Source organism: Kitasatospora sp. NPDC048715 (assembly GCF_043198905.1).
Classification (GTDB): Bacteria; Actinomycetota; Actinomycetes; order Streptomycetales; family Streptomycetaceae; genus Kitasatospora; species Kitasatospora lactacystinica.
Genome location: NZ_JBICVH010000018.1, coordinates 63,108 through 81,269, shown reverse-complemented (window position 1 = coordinate 81,269; position 18,162 = coordinate 63,108). Strand labels below are relative to the sequence as shown.

Genomic DNA, 18,162 nt, shown 5'->3' with positions numbered 1-18,162 from the left:
GTCATCCCCCGATCGGGCGTACGGACCTCGAATGCCTACGATGACCTGCGACGCAGCCCCCACCGGGCCTGATCGGGCTAGCGGGCGGCGCGTTACCGGGGGCTGCCCGTCAGGAGCGCATAAGGCTGGAGTAGGGTTTGGCCCGCATAAGCATTCAAACCGTGCCCGTGGACGGGTCGCCGGGGAGGCTCACACTCCTCCCCGGGGCGACGCGAAGGCGGGCGAGACTTCGGGAAGGCGCTACGTGAGTCCCAACGGCTCCGACCGCTCGCCGCAGCGCACGATGCGGCGGAAGCTGCCTCAGGCGCTGGCACTGGGCCTCGTCATCGCGACCGCCACCGGCTGCTCGGCCAACGACCTCCCCAGGCTTGGCCTCCCGAGTCCCGTCACCCAGGAAGGGCCCTTGGTCCTCCGGATGTGGCAGGGCTCCTGGATCGCGGCGCTGGTGGTCGGCGTACTGATGTGGGGTCTGATCATCTGGAGCGTGATCTTCCACCGGCGCAAGCGCACCGGTGTGGAGGTCCCTCCGCAGACCCGGTACAACGTGCCCATCGAGGCGCTCTACACCGCGGTCCCCATCATCATCGTCTCGGTCCTCTTCTACTTCGTCGCCCGCGACGAGGCGAAGCTGACCGCCACCTCCGAGAAGCCGCAGCACTACGTCAACGTGGTCGGTTTCCAGTGGAGCTGGGCGTTCAACTACGAGAACACCGAGACTCCCGACCCGGCCAACCGGGACGCCGCGTACGAGGTCGGTACGCCCAAGGACGCTCCGACGCTCTGGCTGCCGGTCAACGAGTCGGTTCAGTTCCGCCTCACCTCGCGTGACGTCATCCACGACTTCTGGCCCGTCAACTTCCTGATGAAGATGGACGTCGTGCCGGGCGTGGTGAACAAGTTCGAGGTCACGCCGACCGTCAAGGGCGAGTACATGGGCAAGTGCGCCGAGCTCTGCGGCGTCGACCACTCGCGCATGCTGTTCAACGTCAAGGTCGTCGACCGCGCCGACTACGACAAGCACCTGGCCGAGCTTCGTGCCAAGGGCCAGAACGGTGCGGTGCCCTCCGGCCTGATCACCATGGGAAGTGAAGAGAAGTGACAATCCTCAACGAGCCCGCCGCGGCCGGCGGGGGCGCCGAGGCCGTCACGGTCGGGGCGCAGCGGACCCGCAAGCCGGGTTCGACCATCATCAAGTGGTTGACCACCACTGACCACAAGACGATCGGCACGCTGTACCTGGGCACGTCGTTCGCCTTCTTCCTGATCGGTGGCATCCTCGCCCTGGTCATGCGTGCCGAGCTGGCTCGTCCCGGGACCCAGATCCTGTCGAACGAGCAGTTCAACCAGGCGTTCACGATGCACGGCACGATCATGCTGCTGATGTTCGCGACGCCGCTCTTCGCCGGCTTCGCGAACTGGATCATGCCGCTCCAGATCGGCGCCCCGGACGTGGCGTTCCCGCGTCTGAACATGTTCGCGTACTGGCTGTACCTCTTCGGCTCGACCATCGCGGTGGCGGGCTTCCTGACCCCGAACGGCGCCGCGAACTTCGGTTGGTTCGCCTACTCCCCGCTGTCCGACGCGGTGCACTCGCCCGGCATCGGCGGCGACATGTGGATCATGGGTCTGGCCTTCTCCGGCTTCGGCACGATCCTCGGCGCGGTCAACTTCATCACCACGATCATCTGCATGCGCGCTCCGGGCATGACGATGTTCCGGATGTCGATCTTCGTCTGGAACGTCCTGCTGACCTCGGTGCTGGTCCTGCTGGCCTTCCCGGTGCTGGCCGCCGCGCTGTTCGCCCTGGAGGCGGACCGCAAGTTCGGTGCCCACGTCTTCGACCCGGCCAACGGCGGTGCCCTGCTGTGGCAGCACCTCTTCTGGTTCTTCGGCCACCCCGAGGTGTACATCATCGCGCTGCCGTTCTTCGGCATCGTGTCGGAGATCATCCCGGTCTTCAGCCGCAAGCCGATGTTCGGTTACTCCGGTCTGGTCGCGGCCACCATCGCGATCGCCGGTCTGTCCGTGACGGTGTGGGCGCACCACATGTACGTCACCGGGCAGGTGTTGCTGCCGTTCTTCTCGTTCATGACCTTCCTGATCGCGGTCCCGACCGGTGTGAAGTTCTTCAACTGGGTCGGCACCATGTGGAAGGGCTCGCTGAGCTTCGAGACCCCGATGCTCTGGACGGTCGGCTTCCTTGTCACCTTCCTCTTCGGTGGTCTGACCGGTGTTCTGCTGGCCTCCCCGCCGATCGACTTCCACGTCTCGGACTCGTACTTCGTCGTCGCCCACTTCCACTACGTGGTCTTCGGCACCGTCGTGTTCGCGATGTTCGCCGGCTTCCACTTCTGGTGGCCGAAGATGACCGGCAAGATGCTGGACGAGCGCCTCGGCAAGATCACCTTCTGGACGCTGTTCTTCGGCTTCCACACCACCTTCCTGGTGCAGCACTGGCTCGGCGCGGAGGGCATGCCCCGCCGCTACGCCGACTACCTGGCCTCGGACGGCTTCACCACCCTGAACACCGTCTCGACCATCGGCTCCTTCGTGCTCGGCCTGTCGATCCTGCCGTTCCTCTACAACGTCTGGAAGACCGCCAAGTACGGCGAGAAGGTCACCGCGGACGACCCGTGGGGCTTCGGCCGCTCGCTGGAGTGGGCGACCTCCTGCCCGCCGCCGCGGCACAACTTCCTCACCCTCCCGCGGATCCGCTCCGAATCCCCGGCCTTCGACCTCCACCACCCGGAGATCGCCGCGCTGGACTACCTGGAGAACCACGGCGAGCCGGCCAAGCACCTCGCCGGTGTGACCCCGGCGAAGTACGACGCCCCGAAGCTGGGCAAGGGCAACAAGGAGGGCGACGCCTGATGAAGGAACAGGGAAAGATCTTCCTTGGCCTGTCGGTCTTCGTGCTGGCCATGGCCGTGACCTACGGCCTGTGGACCAACCACTCGGACAAGGGCATCGAGGCGGCCGGTACCACCGCGCTGTTCCTGGCCTTCGGCCTGTGTGCCTTCATCGGGTACTACCTCGCCTTCACCGCCCGCCGGGTGGACAGCGGCGCGGGTGACAACCCCGAGGCCGAGGTCGCGGACGACTCCGGCGAGCTGGGCTTCTTCGCCCCGCACAGCTGGCAGCCGCTCTCGCTGGCGCTCGGTGGCGCGCTCGCCTTCCTGGGCGTGATCTTCGGCTGGTGGCTGATGTTCTGGGCCGCCCCGATCATCATGATCGGCATCTTCGGATGGGTCTTCGAGTTCTACCGGGGCGAGAACCAGAACCAGTAGGTTCCCGCCTCCGCACCAGGGCCGGTCCTCCCGCACGGGGGGCCGGCCCTGCTGCGTCCCCCGGCGTTGCCGCGTTCCCCGGTCCTGCTGCGTCCCCGGGATGACGGCCTCACTCCGGTGGGTGAACGGGAAGTCCCTCGGATGTCGCTTCACCGGGGGGCGTTCCTACGATCTGATCAATCGTGCGAACCCTCGGAGGCGGTCATGGCCGACAGGCGTGGAATCGCAGCTCTAGGCGGCATCTCGCTGGCCCTCGCAGTGCTGGCCCCGCTGGCCGCCTGCACGGCCGGGGTCGACGAGCCCGCCGGGCCGCACCGGATCGACGCGGCCCCGCTGGTCCACCTCTCGGCGGACGGCACGGCCGATCCCTCCCAGCCGGTCACCGTGAGCGCCGTCCAGGGCAGCACGCTCACCGACGTCACCGTGGTCGGCCCGGACGGCCGGGTGGTCGCCGGGAAGCTCGCGGAGGACCAGCGCAGCTGGCAGACCACCGGCCGGCTGAAGGCCTCGACCGCGTACACGGTGCGGATCTCCGCCGACGACGGCAGGGGCGGCCGCGGCGACACCACCGCGAGCTTCAGCACCGTCGCCGCCCAGCGCCTGCTGACCGCCAAGCTCGGCCCGGACTCCTCCGGCACCGGCGTCTACGGGGTGGGCCAGCCGCTCACCGTGCAGCTCTCCGAGGCGGTGACGGACCCGCAGGCCCGCCAGGAGGTCGAGCGGGCCCTGACGGTCGGCTCCCAGCCCGTCGTCACCGGGGCCTGGTACTGGGTGGACGACAAGAACCTGCACTTCCGCCCGGAGTCCTACTGGCCGGCCGGCACGGCCGTCTCGCTGGCTTTCGACGGCACCGGCAGCCGGATCGCGGACGGCCTCTACGGCGGCGACCGCAGCTCGCTGAAGCTGCGGATCGGCGAGCGGGTGGAGTCGGTGATCGACGCGGCCGCCCACGAGCTCACCCTGAAGCGCGACGGCGAGGTGCTGAAGACCATCCCGGTCACCACCGGCAAGCCCGGCTTCGACACCCGCAACGGCGTCAAGGTGGTGCTCGGCCAGGAGCGGTCGGTCCGGATGAACGGCGAGACCATCGGCATAGCCGCTGGCAGCACGGAGTCGTACGACCTCGACGTGAAGTGGGCCACCCGGGTGACCTGGAGCGGCGAGTACGTCCACGCGGCGCCCTGGTCGGTCGGCTCGCAGGGCATCGAGAACGTCAGCCACGGCTGCACCGGCATGAGCACCGGCAACGCCGAGTGGTTCTACCAGCACACCCGGGTCGGGGACCTGGTGACGGTGGTGAACAGCCGGGGCGGCGCGATGGAGTCCTTCGGCAACGGCTTCGGGGACTGGAACGTCGCCTGGACGGACTGGGTCAAGCACAGCGCCTCGGGACAGCCCGTCAGCACCACCGCACCGCCCTCCCAGGCCCCCGCCGCGGGGATGATCCGCCCCGACCTCTGACGGGCCCGGGAGGGGCCCGTCAGCCCTCCGGGAAGGCCAGCCGCAGAGCGGTGTCCACGGCGGCCAGGGCGTCCGAGCGGGAGACGCCCAGGCGGCTCGCCCGGGCGGCGAACTCGGCGGCGGCCTCGGCGGTCAGCCGGTGGGCGGCGTCCCCGGTGGCGGCGATCAGCGTGCCGCGCCGGCCGTGGGTCTCCACCACGCCGTCCGCCTCCAGCTCGCGGTAGGCCCGGGCGACGGTGCCGGCGGCCAGCCCCAGCTCCTCGGCCAGGGCCCGGACGGTGGGCAGCCGCAGCCCGGTCGGCAGCTCGCCGGAGCGGGCCCGGTCGGCGATCTGGGCGCGGATCTGCTCGTACGGGGGAGTGGCCGAGGCGGGGTCGACGGACAGCTGCACGGGGGCTCCTGGTGGCGCGGCGGGCGGGTACGGGACTGGCAGACCTGGGAAAGCCCGAGGGCCGCCGACCAGAAGAACTCTGGTCAGCGGCCCTCGGGGTGGCGCTGTGGCGCTTACGGGATCAGTGGTGGCCGTGGCCGCTGGTGATCTCGTGGTGCTCCTCGGCGGTCGGCTTGGGGATCTGGCTGCCCTCGCCGTAGAAGCCGCGGGAGAGCTTGGCCCGGGTGCGGGTGAGGACGCCGGCCTTGCGGGCCACGCCGTTCTCGTCCGTCTGGGCCGGCAGCTCGACCGGCTGGTTCTGGTCGTGCGCGGTGAGCTTGAACAGGTCCTTCTGCGGCAGCTGGGCGTGCACCTCGATGAACTCGCCGTGCGGCAGGCGCTTGATGACGCCCGTCTCGCGGCCGTGCAGCACCTTCTCCTTGTCACGGCGCTGGAGGCCGAGGCACCAGCGCTTGGTGATGATGAAGACGACGACCGGGACGACGAAGAAGCCGACGCGGACGAAGTAGGTGATCGAGTTGATCGACAGGTGCAGGTGGGTGGCGAACAGGTCGTTGCCACCACCCATCAGCAGCACCAGGTAGAGGCTGATCCAGGCGGCACCCAGGGCGGTGCGGACCGGAGCGTTGCGCGGGCGGTCCAGGATGTGGTGCTCGCGCTTGTCGCCGGTGATCCAGCTCTCGATGAACGGGTAGACCGCGATCGAGACCAGGACCAGCGGGAAGATCGCCAGCGGGATCATGACACCCAGGTTGAGGGTGTGGCCGCCCCAGACGCTGATCTCCCAGCCCGGCATGACACGGATCAGGCCCTCGGAGAAGCCCATGTACCAGTCGGGCTGGGCGTCCGTGGAGACCTGGTCCGGACGGTACGGGCCGTACGCCCAGATCGGGTTGATCGTGGCGATCGCCGAGACGACGGCGATGAGGCCGAACACCAGGAAGAAGAAGCCACCGGCCTTGGCCATGTAGACCGGCATCAGCGGCATGCCGACGACGTTCTTCTCGGTCTTGCCCGGGCCCGCCCACTGGGTGTGCTTGTGGTAGAAGACCAGGATCAGGTGCGCCACCAGCAGGCCGAGCATGATGCCCGGGATCAGCAGCACGTGGATCGTGAAGAAGCGCGGCACGATGTCGTGGCCGGGGAACTCGCCCCCGAACAGGAACATCTGGACGTAGGTGCCGATCAGCGGGACGGCGAGGATCGCGCCTTCCATGAAGCGGATACCGGTGCCCGACAGCAGGTCGTCCGGCAGGGAGTAGCCGAAGAAGCCGTCGAACATGCCCAGGACCAGCAGCAGGAAGCCGAAGACCCAGTTGATCTCACGCGGCTTGCGGAACGCGCCGGTGAAGAACACGCGCATCATGTGCACGAGCATCGCGGCCACGAAGACCAGGGCGGCCCAGTGGTGGATCTGACGGATCAGCAGACCGCCGCGGACCTCGAAGCTGATGTCCACCGTGGAGGCGTAGGCCTCCGACATCGGGATGCCCTTGAGCGGCACGTACGAGCCGTCGTAGACGACCTCGGCCATCGAGGGCTTGAAGAACAGCGTCAGGTAGACGCCGGTCAGGATGATGATGACGAACGTGTAGAGGCAGATCTCGCCCAGCATGAAGGACCAGTGGTCCGGGAAGATCTTCCGCAGGTTGGCCTTGGCGAGGGAGTAGATCCCCAGCCGGCCGTCCGTCCAGTCAGCCGCGGCTTCCCACTTGTTGGCGGGCTTCTCACGCGTGCTGGAGGGCTTGGCGGCACCGGTCGTGGTGCTGCTCGCGCTACTCATCGAGCACGCTCCCAGTAGCTCGGGCCGACGGGCTCATCGAAGTCGCCGGTGGCGACCAGGTTGCCCTTCTCGTCAGTGATGATCTTCAGCTGCGGCAGCGGGTGACCGGCCGGGCCGAAGATGACGCGGGCGCCGTCCGCCAGGTCGAAGGTCGACTGGTGGCAGGGGCAGAGCGCGTGGTGGGTCTGCTGCTCGTACAGGCTGATCGGGCAGCCGACGTGGGTGCAGATCTTGGAGTAGGCGAGGATGCCCTCGAAGCCGAGCTCCTTGGACTTCTCGTCCTTGATGTCCTCGGGCGCGATGCGGACCAGCATCAGGGCGTCCTTGGCGATCCGCTGCTGGAAGTCCTCGCTGTGCGTGGACAGGCCCTCCGGCATGGCGAAGGTGAGCGAGCCGATGACGATGTCCTCGGGCTTCATCGGCTGCAGCGTGTTCATGTTGATCAGCGGCAGCGGCTTGGCCTCGGTCGCCTCCTTCCAACCGGTCTCCTTGAGCTTCTTCTCGGGAAGCGGGCCAAGGTCACGGAGCAGGACCACGCCGGAGAGCGGGACCAGCGCCATGGAGCCGATCAGGGTGTTGCGGATCATCTTGCGGCGGCCGAAGCCGGACTCGGCGGCGCCGGTCTTGAACTGCTCGATGACGTCCGCGCGGACCTCGTCGGAAGCCTCGATCGGGTGACGCTCGGCCGGCAGCTCGACGTCCGACATCAGGGTGCGGGCCCAGTGGACCGCGCCCGCGCCGATCATGAACAGCGCGATGCCCAGGGTCAGGCCGAGCGCGAAGTTCAGCGCGCTGACGTGACCGAGCGGGAAGATGTAGACGATCTTGTCCGGGTCGATGGCCACGTACGAGGCGATGAAGCCCACGGTGGCGAGCATCGAGATCACGAACATCAGCGAGACCTGGCGCTCGGCGCGCTGGGCGGCCCGCTCGTCGATGTCGGTGCGCCGGGGCTCGTGGGCCGGCAGGCCCGGGTCGGCGAACGGGCTGCCGTGGTCGGCCACCTCGCCGGCGGAGCCGTGCGGCTCCGGGAGCTTCTCTTCTGACATGTCGTGGCTCATGACTTCTTGGCCTTGGTGGTGTGGGCGGCGACCCAGATCGCGACCGCGATGAGCGTGCCGAGGCCGAAGATCCAGCCGAACAGACCCTCGGTCACCGGACCGAGGCTGCCCAGGGTGAGACCGCCGGGGTTGGGCTCATCGTTGGTGGTGTGGCGGACGAAGGCCACGATCTGCTTCTTCTGCTCCTCGGGCATGGTGGTGTCCGGGAACGACGGCATGTTCTGCGGGCCGGTCTGCATGGCCTCGTAGATGTGCTTGGCGTCCACGCCCTCGAGCGACGGGGCGTACTTGCCCTTGGTCAGGGCACCACCCTGGCCGGCGAAGTTGTGGCACTGGGCGCAGTTGGTGCGGAACAGCTCGCCACCCTTGGAGATGTCCTCGGGGTTGGTCGAGGTGAACTGCTCCTCCGTCGGGGTCACCGGGCCGGGACCGAGCGAGGCGACGTAGGCGGCGAGCTGGTCGATCTCGGCCTGCGAGTAGATGTTCTTCTTGCGCGGGACCTGGGCGCCGGGCTGCTGGGCGGGCATGCGGCCGGTGCCGACCTGGAAGTCGACAGCGGCGGAGCCGACGCCGACCAGGCTCGGACCGTCACTGCTGCCCTGGCCGTTCATGCCGTGGCAGGAGGAGCAACCGACGGCGAAGAGCTTCTTGCCCTCATCGATCGCGAGCGACTGCGCGGCGACGTCGGCCTGCGCCTTGTCGGCGGGCGCGAACGCGGCGTACAGCCCCCCGGTTGCCGCCAGGGCGAGAAGTAGGACGACCAGCGCCGCCAATGGGTGGCGCCGTCGTGCGGAGAGCTTTTTCACGGAATAACCCCGGTGTCAGGATCTGGTCGACTGGTGGGTGCACCCGGCGGCCGGTCTGGCCGGCACGAGGCTGCCTGTCTAGGGCTGCGCGCGCGGTCGGTCGGTGGGAGCGTCGGCACCGGCAGAAGCGGCCCGTCGCCGGTGAGGGCGGGGGCCGCAGCCGGTGGCCAGCGACCTGATCAGCTGGTTACTTGATCAGGTAGATGGTCGCGAACAGGCCGATCCACACGACGTCGACGAAGTGCCAGTAGTACGACACGACGATCGCCGCGGTGGCCTGCTCGTGCGTGAAGCGCTTGGCTGCGTACGTCCGTCCCAGGACCAGCAGGAAGGCGATCAGACCACCCGTCACGTGCAGCCCGTGGAAGCCGGTGGTCAGGTAGAACACCGTGCCGTACGGGTCGGAGGACAGCGACAGGCCGTCCTTCTTGACCAGCTCGGTGTACTCGAAGACCTGGCCGCCGATGAAGACCGCGCCCATGGCGAACGTGAGGATGAACCACGCCCGGAGCTTCTTCACGTCACCGCGCTCGGCAGCGAACACGCCGAGCTGGCAGGTGAGCGAGGAGAGCACCAGGATCGTGGTGTTGACCGAGGAGAAGGGCACGTTGAGGGCGTGGGCCTTCTCGGTCCAGAACTCCGGCCCCTTGACGGAGCGGAGCGTGAAGTACATCGCGAAGAGGGCCGCGAAGAACATCAACTCGGAACTGAGCCAGACGATCGTTCCGACGCTGACCATGTTCGGCCGGTTGACCGATCCGTGCGCGTGCCCGGTTTCTACTGCTGTTGCTGTCGCCACGACGGACATTATGTCGGTCCCTTATTCCGTCTTCACGTCGGGGGGTGTCCCTCGGAGTGTCCGGTGCGTGCGGTATGCCCCCTTGGGGGGTGCCGGGGTGCCCGGACGGGGGTTGAGCAGCGGCGTGTCCCTTTTCTGATGGTTCCTCGGAGGGGCCTGCGACCCCGTTGCCCGGCGCGTCGCTGCACGGTCGGAGCAGCCGTGGGAGGTAGGGGGACGGGCCCGGGGTCGGCCGTACGGGTGGACTGGACGGGATCGGGTGACGGGCCGTCCTCCGGGCGGGTGAGCCCGGGGCGCGGCGGCTCGGGACGGATCGTGCGCGAGGGGGACTCGGCGGAGGGTGATCGGGAGTAGCATCCGGATCAGGCGAACGTGGTCCGGATCACACTTGAGGGAGCAGGGTCCATGGCGTACACGACCGATGAGACGCTCACCGTCCTCGTCTACAGCGACGACCGCAACACCCGCGAGCAGGTGCTGACGGCGCTCGGCCGTCGGCCCGCCGAGGATCTTCCGGAACTGTCCTACCTGGAGTGCGCGACCACCCCCGCGGTGCTCAAGGCACTGGAGAAGGGGGGCGTGGACCTCTGCGTGCTGGACGGCGAGGCCGTTCCGGCCGGGGGGCTGGGGCTCGGGCGCCAGCTCAAGGACGAGATCTACGGCTGCCCGCCGGTGCTGGTGCTGATCGGCCGGCCGCAGGACTCCTGGCTCGCCGCCTGGAGCCGGGCGGACGCCGCCATCTCCCGCCCGGTGGAGCCGGTGGCGCTGGCCGGGGCGGTCGCCACCCTGCTGCGGGCGCGGCTGGCGAAGCGGACTCCGGTCGTCCGCTGAATTCCCCCCCGGCAACTGGAAAAGAGAGGGGTAGAAGCGGCCCCTTCGCTCGATAGGCTGGCTCCATCCGTACGGACGTCCCCCCGGAGCGGGGAACCGACAAACAGCTGGAGTCAGCCATGGTGAACGTGAACCCTGCGAACGGCGGTAGCGACCCCGCGCAGGTGATCCGCACCTGGCCGGACCTCCTGGCCGCGCTGTTGCAGGGGGAGGACCTCGACCGCGCGTCCACCGCGTGGGCGATGGACCGGATCATGAGCGGCGAGGCGTCCCCCGTGCAGGTGGCCGGGTTCATGATCGCTCTGCGGGCCAAGGGCGAGTCGGTCGAGGAGATCGCCGGCCTGGTCGACGCGATGTACGAGCATGCCGAGCCGCTGGAGATCCCCGGACCGGCGGTGGACATCGTCGGCACCGGCGGGGACCGGGCGAAGACCGTCAACATCTCCACCATGTCGGCGATCGTCGCGGCGGCCGCCGGCGCCAAGGTGGTCAAGCACGGCAACCGGTCGGCCTCCTCCGCCAGCGGCTCCTCGGACGTGCTGGAGAAGCTCGGGGTGGCGCTGGACCTCTCCGCGCAGCGGGTCGCCGAGGTGGCCGAGGAGGTCGGTCTCACCTTCTGCTTCGCGGCCAAGTTCCACCCCTCGATGCGGCACGCCGCCACCGCGCGGCGCGACCTCGGGGTGCCGACCTCCTTCAACATCCTCGGCCCGCTCACCAACCCGGCCAGGGTCACCGCGCACGCCATCGGCTGCTTCGACACCCGGCTGGCCGGGCTGATCGCCGGGGTGCTGGCCGAACGGGGCGCGACGGCGCTGGTCTTCCGCGGCGACGACGGGCTGGACGAGCTGACCATCACCACCACCTCGCAGGTCTGGCTGGTGCGCGACGGGGTGGTCACCGAGACCACCTTCGACCCGCGGGACGTCGGCATCGAGCTGGTCGGCATCGAGGCGCTGCGCGGGGCGGACGCCTCGTACAACGCCGAGGTCGCACGGCGGCTGCTGGCGGGGGAGCACGGGCCGGTGCGGGACGCCGTCCTGCTGAACACGGCGGCGGCGCTGGTCGCGCTGGACCTCGGCGAGGCGCCGCTCGCCGAGCAGCTGGCGGCCGGCATGGAGCGGGCCGCGGAGGCGATCGACTCCGGTGCCGCGCAGGACCTGCTGCGACGCTGGTCGGAGGCCACCAGCCGGATCTGAGGCGGTAGTTGGGGAGCCCGTGCCGGAACGCCGGCACGGGCTCCCGCGCTGTCCGGATGCTGGATGCCCGTTTGACCACCCGATGGACGCGGCCTAGAGTCTTGGCCAGGTCATGAGTGACAGTGCGAAGCCCCAGCTGGCTGTCCGGCAACCCTCCGTCCGTGGCGGGGTGCCCTGGGTGAGGACCGGGTCGTCACGGCAAGCCGTCCGTGCGACAAGCGCGGACGCCCGACGACTAGCACTCCCGGGGTCCCTCACCCCTGAAGGAGTGCATCCTCATGTCCCCTCTCGCCACCACCGAGACCTGCGCCCCGCTCGCCGTCCTCGGCGCCGACGTCCAGGTCCCGCTCGCCAACGGTGAGAAGGTCGGCTACGCGGCGCTGGACTACGCGGCCAGCTCCCCGGCGCTCCAGCGGGTGTGGGACGACGTCGCCGCCTACGCGCCGTACTACGGCAGCGTCCACCGCGGGGCCGGGTACCTCTCCCAGCTGTCCACCGACCTGTTCGAGCAGAGCCGCCGCACCGTCGGCGAGTTCCTCGACCTGCGCGAGGGCGACCAGGTGGTCTTTACCCGGGCCACCACCGACTCGCTCAACCTGCTGGCCGCGGCCCTTCCGGCCGGCACCCGGGTGTTCGCCTTCGAGACCGAGCACCACGCCTCGCTGCTGCCCTGGGCGCACGCCGGACTGGGCGTCACCTACCTGCGGGCGCCGCGCTCCCGGGCCGAGGCGGTGGCCGCCCTGGACGCCGCCCTCGCCGGGGCGCCCGAGGGCCCCAAGCTGCTCTGCGTCACCGGCGCCTCCAACGTGACCGGCGAACTGTGGCCGGTCGCCGAGCTGACCCGGACCGCGCACCGGCACGGCGCCCGGGTGGTGCTGGACGCCGCCCAGCTGGCGCCGCACCACCGGGTCTCGGTCCGCGAGCTGGACGTCGACTGGATCGCCTTCTCCGGCCACAAGATCTACGCGCCGTTCGGCGCCGGGGTGCTGGCCGGCCGGGCGGACTGGCTGGACGCGGCCGAGCCGTACCTGGCCGGCGGCGGGGCGACCCGGACGGTGGCCCGGGAGAGCGACGGCTCGGTGGCCGTGCAGTGGCACACCGGCCCGGCCCGGCACGAGGCCGGCTCGCCGAACGTCATCGGCGCCTACGCGATCGCCTCGGCCTGCCGGGCCCTGACCGAGGCCGGCTTCGACGCGCTGGAGGCCCGCGAGCAGCAGCTGATCGCCCGGCTGACGGCCGGGCTGGAGCGGATCCCGCAGGTCAAGGTGCTGAACCTGTTCGGCTCCGACTCCGCCCGGGTCGGCGTGCTGTCCTTCGTCGTCCGGGGCTGGAACAGCTCGCACTTCTCGGCCGCGCTGTCCGCCGAGTACGGCATCGGGGTGCGCGACGGCCTGTTCTGTGCCCACCCGCTGGTGCGCACGCTGCTCGGGGACGAGGACGTCGCCCCGTCCGAGTGCGGCGCGCCGGAGCCCTCGCTGCCGGGCGAGCGCAGCCTGAACGCGATCCGGGTGAGCTTCGGCGCCGGGACGCCGGACGAGCACGTCGACCGCTTCCTGACCGCCGTCCGGGAGCTGGTCACGGACGGGGCGGCCTGGAACTACCGCAACGAGGGCGGGCGCTGCGTCGCGACCGTGCAGATCGACCGGGGGCGGCGCGAGGGCTGAGCGCTACTCGTCCAGGCCGAGGGCGAAGGCGGCTTCCAGGTCGTGCTGGGAGTAGGTGCGGAAGGCGATCTGGGTCTCGGTGTGGGCCACGCCCGGGACCTTGTTGAGCCGGCCCGGGATGACCTCGGCCAGGTCGTCGTGCCGGCGCACCCGCACCATCGCCACCAGGTTGTAGCCCCCGGTCACCGAGTAGACCTCGCTGACGCCGTCGATGGCGGCGATGGATTCGGCGATCTCCGGGATGCGGTCGACACTGGTCTTGATCAGGACGATGGCGGTGATCACAGTTCGGGCTCCTTTGTGGGGTGCCGCCAGCGTATCGGGCGTCGGCCGGGTCGTCGCGGGGGGTGGCGAACCACGGTGCAGGCGTAGAGGAACCCGGCCGAGAAGCCGATCACGTGGACCAGGTACGCCACCCCGGGCCCGGCCGAGTGCACCGACCACCACTGCAGGGCGAACCAGAGGCCGAGCACCAGCCAGGCGGGGAACCGCAGCGGCAGGAAGAGCAGCAGCGGGACGAGGGTGGTGACCCGGGCCCGGGGGTGGAGGCGCAGATAGGCGCCGAGCGCGGCGGCGATCGCCCCGGAGGCCCCGATGAGCACCCGGGTGGAGTTCGGCGAGTGCGCCTCGGCGAGCGCGAAGCCGTACGTGGTCAGGCTGCCGGCGGCCAGGTAGAAGACGGCGTACCGTGCCCGGCCCAGACGCCGTTCGACGGTGGGGCCGAAGACCTGGAGGAAGAGCAGGTTCCCCAGTAGGTGGAGCCAGCCGGCGTGCAGGAAGAGCCCGGTGAGGACGGACAGGGCCGGGTGCTTGCCCGGGGTCGGGGCGGCCGGGCAGCCGGGGACCGGGTCGGGGGCCTCGGCCAGCTGCGCGGCGGTCAGCGGCCGCCCGGCCAGCACCTCGGCCGGGACGGCGCCCCAGCGCTGCTCGTACCGCTGCTCCGCGCAGACCCGGGCCAGGCCGGTGCCGTACAGCGGGTTGAGCCCGGCGGCCGGGCCGAGCAGGAAGACCAGGGTGTTGAGTGCGATCAGGGCGTAGCTGACCGCCGGGACGGTCGCGGCCGGGCGGCCGCCCCGGGCGGCGGTGTCGTCGGGGACCGCGAGCGCCATGCGGCCAAGCATCCCTCCGGGCGCCGCAGGTGACACGGCGGTTTACGGCAGGTGGACCAGTGCGGGTGTTCGGGCGACCGGTGGCCGCGATGGTTGCCCCAGGCAATAGGCTTGGGGCGGGCATTCCCGCCTCCCGCCGCCGATGCCGGGGCTCCGGGGGGAGCGCCTGGCCCACGAAGGGACCACCCGAGAGGACCCCCCGATGACCGTCCCCGCCCTGACCGCCGAGACGCGCTGGCGCTGCACCCTGTGCGGCAACCTCACCCGCTTCGACGTGACCCGCACCGCGCGGGTGACCGAGTTCCTGCACTTCGACCTGGCCGGCGAGTCCAAGGTCGAGGAGACCGAGGTGCTGAGCGAGACCATCGAGTCGGTGCGCTGCCGCTGGTGCAACGCGGTGGACCAGGTCGAGCTGGTGGCCCGCCCGGGTGCCGAGGGGGCGCAGGCCCCCACCGAGCAGGGCTGATCCCCGCCGCCGCGGCGGGTGGGTGCGCGGCGCACCCACCCGCGCCGCACGGGACAATGCAGAACAAGACGCACGGAGCGTGACGACAGGGGGAGGTCGCGGCCGTGCCCCGCTGGACCAGGATCGGAGCCGAGGACGTGGTGGACGCAGCGAAGGAGCCCGGCGAAGCCCAGGGGCTTCAGCCCGCTGCGGCCGAGGCCCGGGCCGGGGCGGCGGCCGGGGCGGCGAACGACTCCTCCGAGCCCGCGGCGGAGCACGCCGTCGAGAAGCTCGACCGGCCGCTGCCCGAGGGCGTGCGCCGGCGCGTGGTCGGGCTGGCCTCGGACGCGCTCGGCGGGCTTCCGGCGGGCGAGCTCCCGCAGAGCCTGCGTCAGTACGTGAAGTTCACCCCGGCGCGGCGGGCCAAGTACGCGGCCACCGCGCTGGCGGCGGCCCTGGAGGCGGAGCCGGCCTTCCGGGTGCGGATAGCGGAGCGGCTGCGCCTCGGGCAGCCGGACCTGGTGAAGGCGCTGGAGTCGGGCACCGTCCCGAGCGCCGCCGATCCGATGGACGTCGCGGCCGCCGCCTACCTGGTGCGTTCGGTGGGCTGGAGCCGGCTGGTGGCCGAGGCCGGCGAGGAGGCCGAGCGGGCCGGTGCCGAGGACGCGGCCGCGGAGTCGGCCCGGCTGGTGGAGAAGCTGCAGGCCGAGCTGGCCGAGGTGCGGGCCTCCGCGCGGGCGGACGTGGACCGGCAGCGGGCCGAGTCGGACGGCGTCCGCAAGGAGGCCGAGTCGCTGCGCAAGAAGGTGCGGTCGCTGGAGAGCGACACCCGCCGGGCGCAGGCCGAGACCCGCCGGGTGGCCGGCGAGCTGGAAGCGCTGAAGGCGCAGTCCGCGGCCGAGCGCGGTGCGGCCGAGACCGAGGCGCGCAGGCTCAGGCACCGGGTCTCGGAGCTGGAGAACGCGGTCGAGCAGGGCCGCCGGTCGGCCCGTGAGGGGCGCAGCGTCGAGGACATGCGGCTGCGGCTGCTGCTGGACACCGTGCTGCAGTCGGCCCAGGGGCTCCAGCGGGAGCTGGCGCTGCCGGTCTCCCAGATCCGCCCGGCGGACCTGGTGGAGGCGGTGGTGCCGGGGGCGGCCTCGCCCCACGACGTGGCCCGGCGCGGGCTGGCCGAGGACGATCCGGCGCTGCTGGACCAGCTGCTGGCGATCCCCCAGGTGCACCTGGTGGTGGACGGCTACAACGTGACCAAGACCGGTTATCCGACGCTGCCGCTGGAGCAGCAGCGGATCCGGCTGCTGGGCGGGCTGGCGATGCTGGCGCAGCGCACCCAGGCGGAGGTCACCTGCGTGTTCGACGGGCAGGACCTGGACGTCCCGGTGATCATGGCGCCGCCGCGCGGGGTCCGGGTGCGGTTCAGCCGGACCGGGGAGACGGCCGACGAGCTGATCCGCCGTCTGGTGCGGGCCGAGCCGCAGGGCCGTCCGGTGGTGGTGGTGTCCACCGACCGGGAGGTCGCGGACGGCGTGCGGAAGGCGGGCGCGCGCCCCGTGGCCTCGGTGCTGCTGCTGAACCGGCTGGCGCGCCCCTGACCCCGAGCGGCCGTGCGATGCCTGGTCAGGAGTGGTTCCGGGATGGTGTGCGGGTCCCGTGTCGTCAGTGTGCGGACCGGAGTTCACACCTTCGGGGGAGTGGCAAAACGGATAGATCTTCACTAGGGTCTGGCGTCAAACCTATTTTCCGGAATCTCATCCCATCAGGTGAGTCCGTTGGAAGAAGGAGCAGGACCCTTGGCCTCCCACCGCCGTCCCAAGCAGCCGAGCCGCGCGCGGATCTCCGTGCTCACCGCTGCTGCTGCGACCGCGGTCGCCCTCTCCGCCCAGGTGGCCGCGCACGCCGCGCCGCAGCCGAACAAAACGGACGTCAAGGCGCAGATCGACCAGCTCCAGGAGGAGCAGGAGCAGGCGGCGGAGAAGTACAACGGCGCCAAGGAGCGGGCCGACCAGCTGCGCAAGCAGGCCGACCAGCTGCAGGACCAGGTGGCCCGCAGCCAGGAGCAGATGACCCAGCTCCAGGGCGGCCTCGCCGAGGTGGCGGGCGAGCAGTACCGCACCGGCGGCATCGACCCGTCCGTCCAGCTGATGCTCACCTCCGACCCGTCCGGCTACCTGGAGAAGGCCTCCACCGTCCAGCAGGCCAGCAGCAGCCAGGCCGAGGCGCTCAAGGGGCTGCTGGACCAGCAGCGCCGGCTGGACCAGGAGAAGGTCGAGGCCTCCGCCGTGCTCGCCTCGCTGGACACCACCACCAAGGACCTGAACCAGGCCAAGGCGGACGTCAACACCAAGCTGAAGGCCGCCCAGGACCTGCTGAACTCGCTGAGCGCCACCGACCGCGCCGCGCTGAAGGCCCAGCAGGCGCAGGACGACCGCGCCTCGCGCGGCAGCGACCGGGTCGACCTCAGCAGCCTGCCGCCGGCCAGCGGCTACGCGGCCGTGGCGATGGCCAAGGCGATGAGCAAGCAGGGCTCGCCGTACGTGTGGGGCGCCACCGGCTCGACCACCTTCGACTGCTCGGGCCTGATGGTCTGGGCGTACGGGCAGGCGGGCGTCTCGCTGCCGCGCACCTCGCAGGAGCAGGGCCACTACGGCACCCGGGTGCCCTCGCTGGACCAGGCCCAGCCGGGCGACCTGGTGGTCTACGGCAACGACATGCACCACGTCGGGATGTACATCGGCAACGGCATGGTGGTCCACGCGCCGCACACCGGTGACGTGGTGAAGGTGATGAAGGCCGACGCGATGTCGATCAACACGATCCGCCGGGTCTGACGGCCCGACACGCCCGCGGGGCCCTTCCGGGGGCTGTGAAAAGCGCCACCCCTCGTTCGGGGGTGGCGTTCGGCTTTCCGTCCCTTCGCGACCACATGCTGAGAACTGATCAGCCATCTGTGTGCCAGTGGTCACCATCGGTCATTTTCACAGAAGAACTTGGGAAATCTTTGGTCTTTTTTCTGACAAGGATTTGAACCGATCACGGTTCAGTTACTAGGGTCGTGCCCTGAACCACCGCACTGTCGATCGCCCAGCCAGGGTGGCGGCGGTGGTTACCGTCGAGTTCGTGAGGCAGCGGGGCAGGTCGAAGCGACTGCCCGACAGGGGAGCCCAGTGTTTTGGGGGCGCTGCGGAGCGGAGCCGGGGAACCACGTTCCTCCGGGGTGAATCGACGCCAGGTCGGCCGATGGAACGGCCGTGAGGCGTCGTAGGGCATGCTTCCGGCCCGAACCCGTCAGCTCACCCGGTAGGCGGACGTAGGAAGAAGGAGTCCGCCTT

At 70.4% G+C, this 18,162-nt stretch carries 17 protein-coding genes and 2 riboswitches; of the genes, 10 read left to right on the top strand and 7 right to left on the bottom strand.

The features are described from left to right. Positions 1-244 precede the first annotated feature (244 nt). From coxB to ACGFSC_RS30465, 4 genes are all read left to right on the top strand, one after another. Positions 245-1,099, top strand: coding sequence for a cytochrome c oxidase subunit II (coxB, locus tag ACGFSC_RS30480; protein WP_359897048.1), 855 nt, complete (start codon positions 245-247; stop codon positions 1,097-1,099). Then, positions 1,096-2,871: a cytochrome c oxidase subunit I gene (gene ctaD, locus ACGFSC_RS30475; RefSeq protein WP_380353216.1), complete on the top strand. Its 1,776-nt coding sequence runs from the start codon at positions 1,096-1,098 to the stop codon at positions 2,869-2,871. Before coxB ends, ctaD begins: the two co-directional genes overlap by 4 nt. Beyond that, positions 2,871-3,287, top strand: coding sequence for a cytochrome c oxidase subunit 4 (locus ACGFSC_RS30470; protein ID WP_359897049.1), 417 nt, complete (start codon positions 2,871-2,873; stop codon positions 3,285-3,287). Before ctaD ends, ACGFSC_RS30470 begins: the two co-directional genes overlap by 1 nt. Before the next feature lie 204 nt (positions 3,288-3,491). Continuing rightward, positions 3,492-4,748: an Ig-like domain-containing protein gene (locus ACGFSC_RS30465; protein ID WP_359897050.1), complete on the top strand. Its 1,257-nt coding sequence runs from the start codon at positions 3,492-3,494 to the stop codon at positions 4,746-4,748. Between the two features lie 19 nt (positions 4,749-4,767). Here the strand turns inward: ACGFSC_RS30465 and ACGFSC_RS30460 are convergent, their stop codons facing one another. From ACGFSC_RS30460 to ACGFSC_RS30440, 5 genes are all read right to left on the bottom strand, one after another. Then, positions 4,768-5,139: a GntR family transcriptional regulator gene (locus ACGFSC_RS30460; RefSeq protein WP_359897052.1), complete on the bottom strand. Its 372-nt coding sequence runs from the start codon at positions 5,137-5,139 to the stop codon at positions 4,768-4,770. Between the two features lie 121 nt (positions 5,140-5,260). Then, complete coding sequence (locus ACGFSC_RS30455) at positions 5,261-6,922, bottom strand: ubiquinol-cytochrome c reductase cytochrome b subunit (RefSeq protein WP_359897054.1); 1,662 nt, start codon at positions 6,920-6,922, stop codon at positions 5,261-5,263. Then, positions 6,919-7,971: a Rieske 2Fe-2S domain-containing protein gene (locus tag ACGFSC_RS30450; protein WP_359897056.1), complete on the bottom strand. Its 1,053-nt coding sequence runs from the start codon at positions 7,969-7,971 to the stop codon at positions 6,919-6,921. The genes ACGFSC_RS30455 and ACGFSC_RS30450 overlap by 4 nt, the downstream gene beginning before the upstream one ends. A gap of 8 nt (positions 7,972-7,979) precedes the next feature. Continuing rightward, positions 7,980-8,789, bottom strand: a complete 810-nt coding sequence (locus ACGFSC_RS30445; RefSeq protein WP_359897057.1) for a c-type cytochrome — start codon at positions 8,787-8,789, stop codon at positions 7,980-7,982. 187 nt (positions 8,790-8,976) lie between these two features. Continuing rightward, positions 8,977-9,597 carry a heme-copper oxidase subunit III gene (locus tag ACGFSC_RS30440; RefSeq protein WP_049651835.1) on the bottom strand — a complete coding sequence of 207 codons (621 nt, stop codon included), beginning with the start codon at positions 9,595-9,597 and terminating at the stop codon, positions 8,977-8,979. Between the two features lie 396 nt (positions 9,598-9,993). Between ACGFSC_RS30440 and ACGFSC_RS30435 the strand changes: the two genes are divergently transcribed. The 3 genes from ACGFSC_RS30435 (at position 9,994) to ACGFSC_RS30425 (ending at position 13,279) form a co-directional block, all read left to right on the top strand. After that, on the top strand, positions 9,994-10,419 hold the full coding sequence (locus ACGFSC_RS30435) for a hypothetical protein (RefSeq protein WP_359897059.1): 426 nt from the start codon (positions 9,994-9,996) through the stop codon (positions 10,417-10,419). Between the two features lie 119 nt (positions 10,420-10,538). Then, the gene (trpD, locus tag ACGFSC_RS30430; RefSeq protein WP_359897061.1) at positions 10,539-11,615 is read left to right on the top strand and encodes an anthranilate phosphoribosyltransferase; all 1,077 of its coding nucleotides are present in this window, start codon (positions 10,539-10,541) and stop codon (positions 11,613-11,615) included. Between the two features lie 108 nt (positions 11,616-11,723). After that, positions 11,724-11,842, top strand: a riboswitch (SAM riboswitch). A 51-nt stretch (positions 11,843-11,893) separates the two neighbouring features. Then, a complete protein-coding gene (locus tag ACGFSC_RS30425) occupies positions 11,894-13,279 on the top strand; it encodes an aminotransferase class V-fold PLP-dependent enzyme (RefSeq protein WP_359897063.1) in 1,386 nt (461 codons plus the stop codon). A gap of 3 nt (positions 13,280-13,282) precedes the next feature. Here ACGFSC_RS30425 and ACGFSC_RS30420 read toward each other — a convergent pair whose 3' ends face one another. Further along, positions 13,283-13,564 (bottom strand): Lrp/AsnC family transcriptional regulator, encoded by a 282-nt coding sequence (locus ACGFSC_RS30420; RefSeq protein ID WP_049651832.1) that lies wholly within the window; start codon positions 13,562-13,564, stop codon positions 13,283-13,285. Next, positions 13,561-14,388, bottom strand: a complete 828-nt coding sequence (locus tag ACGFSC_RS30415; protein ID WP_359897065.1) for a rhomboid family intramembrane serine protease — start codon at positions 14,386-14,388, stop codon at positions 13,561-13,563. Before ACGFSC_RS30415 ends, ACGFSC_RS30420 begins: the two co-directional genes overlap by 4 nt. A 202-nt stretch (positions 14,389-14,590) precedes the next feature. On the opposite strand from ACGFSC_RS30415, the gene ACGFSC_RS30410 reads away from it, so the two are divergent. From ACGFSC_RS30410 to ACGFSC_RS30400, 3 genes are all read left to right on the top strand, one after another. Continuing rightward, positions 14,591-14,854, top strand: coding sequence for a hypothetical protein (locus ACGFSC_RS30410; RefSeq protein WP_359897066.1), 264 nt, complete (start codon positions 14,591-14,593; stop codon positions 14,852-14,854). 104 nt (positions 14,855-14,958) lie between these two features. Beyond that, on the top strand, positions 14,959-16,425 hold the full coding sequence (locus tag ACGFSC_RS30405; RefSeq protein ID WP_359897068.1) for an NYN domain-containing protein: 1,467 nt from the start codon (positions 14,959-14,961) through the stop codon (positions 16,423-16,425). A 198-nt stretch (positions 16,426-16,623) separates the two neighbouring features. After that, entirely contained in the window at positions 16,624-17,661 is a 1,038-nt protein-coding gene (locus ACGFSC_RS30400) for an NlpC/P60 family protein (protein WP_359897070.1), read from the top strand. A gap of 338 nt (positions 17,662-17,999) precedes the next feature. Continuing rightward, a riboswitch (cyclic di-AMP (ydaO/yuaA leader) is annotated at positions 18,000-18,153 on the top strand. The last annotated feature ends 9 nt before the right edge of the window (positions 18,154-18,162 follow it).

Bases quoted from the DNA above. Each gene is read 5' to 3' on its own strand.
- ACGFSC_RS30470 (WP_359897049.1), top strand. From the start codon at position 2,871: ATGAAGGAACAGGGAAAGATCTTCCTTGGCCTGTCGGTCTTCGTGCTG.
- ACGFSC_RS30465 (WP_359897050.1), top strand. From the start codon at position 3,492: ATGGCCGACAGGCGTGGAATCGCAGCTCTAGGCGGCATCTCGCTGGCC.
- ACGFSC_RS30455 (WP_359897054.1), bottom strand. From the start codon at position 6,922: ATGAGTAGCGCGAGCAGCACCACGACCGGTGCCGCCAAGCCCTCCAGC.
- ACGFSC_RS30450 (WP_359897056.1), bottom strand. From the start codon at position 7,971: ATGTCAGAAGAGAAGCTCCCGGAGCCGCACGGCTCCGCCGGCGAGGTG.
- ACGFSC_RS30440 (WP_049651835.1), bottom strand. From the start codon at position 9,597: ATGTCCGTCGTGGCGACAGCAACAGCAGTAGAAACCGGGCACGCGCAC.
- ACGFSC_RS30435 (WP_359897059.1), top strand. From the start codon at position 9,994: ATGGCGTACACGACCGATGAGACGCTCACCGTCCTCGTCTACAGCGAC.
- trpD (WP_359897061.1), top strand. From the start codon at position 10,539: ATGGTGAACGTGAACCCTGCGAACGGCGGTAGCGACCCCGCGCAGGTG.
- ACGFSC_RS30425 (WP_359897063.1), top strand. From the start codon at position 11,894: ATGTCCCCTCTCGCCACCACCGAGACCTGCGCCCCGCTCGCCGTCCTC.
- ACGFSC_RS30415 (WP_359897065.1), bottom strand. From the start codon at position 14,388: ATGGCGCTCGCGGTCCCCGACGACACCGCCGCCCGGGGCGGCCGCCCG.
- ACGFSC_RS30410 (WP_359897066.1), top strand. From the start codon at position 14,591: ATGACCGTCCCCGCCCTGACCGCCGAGACGCGCTGGCGCTGCACCCTG.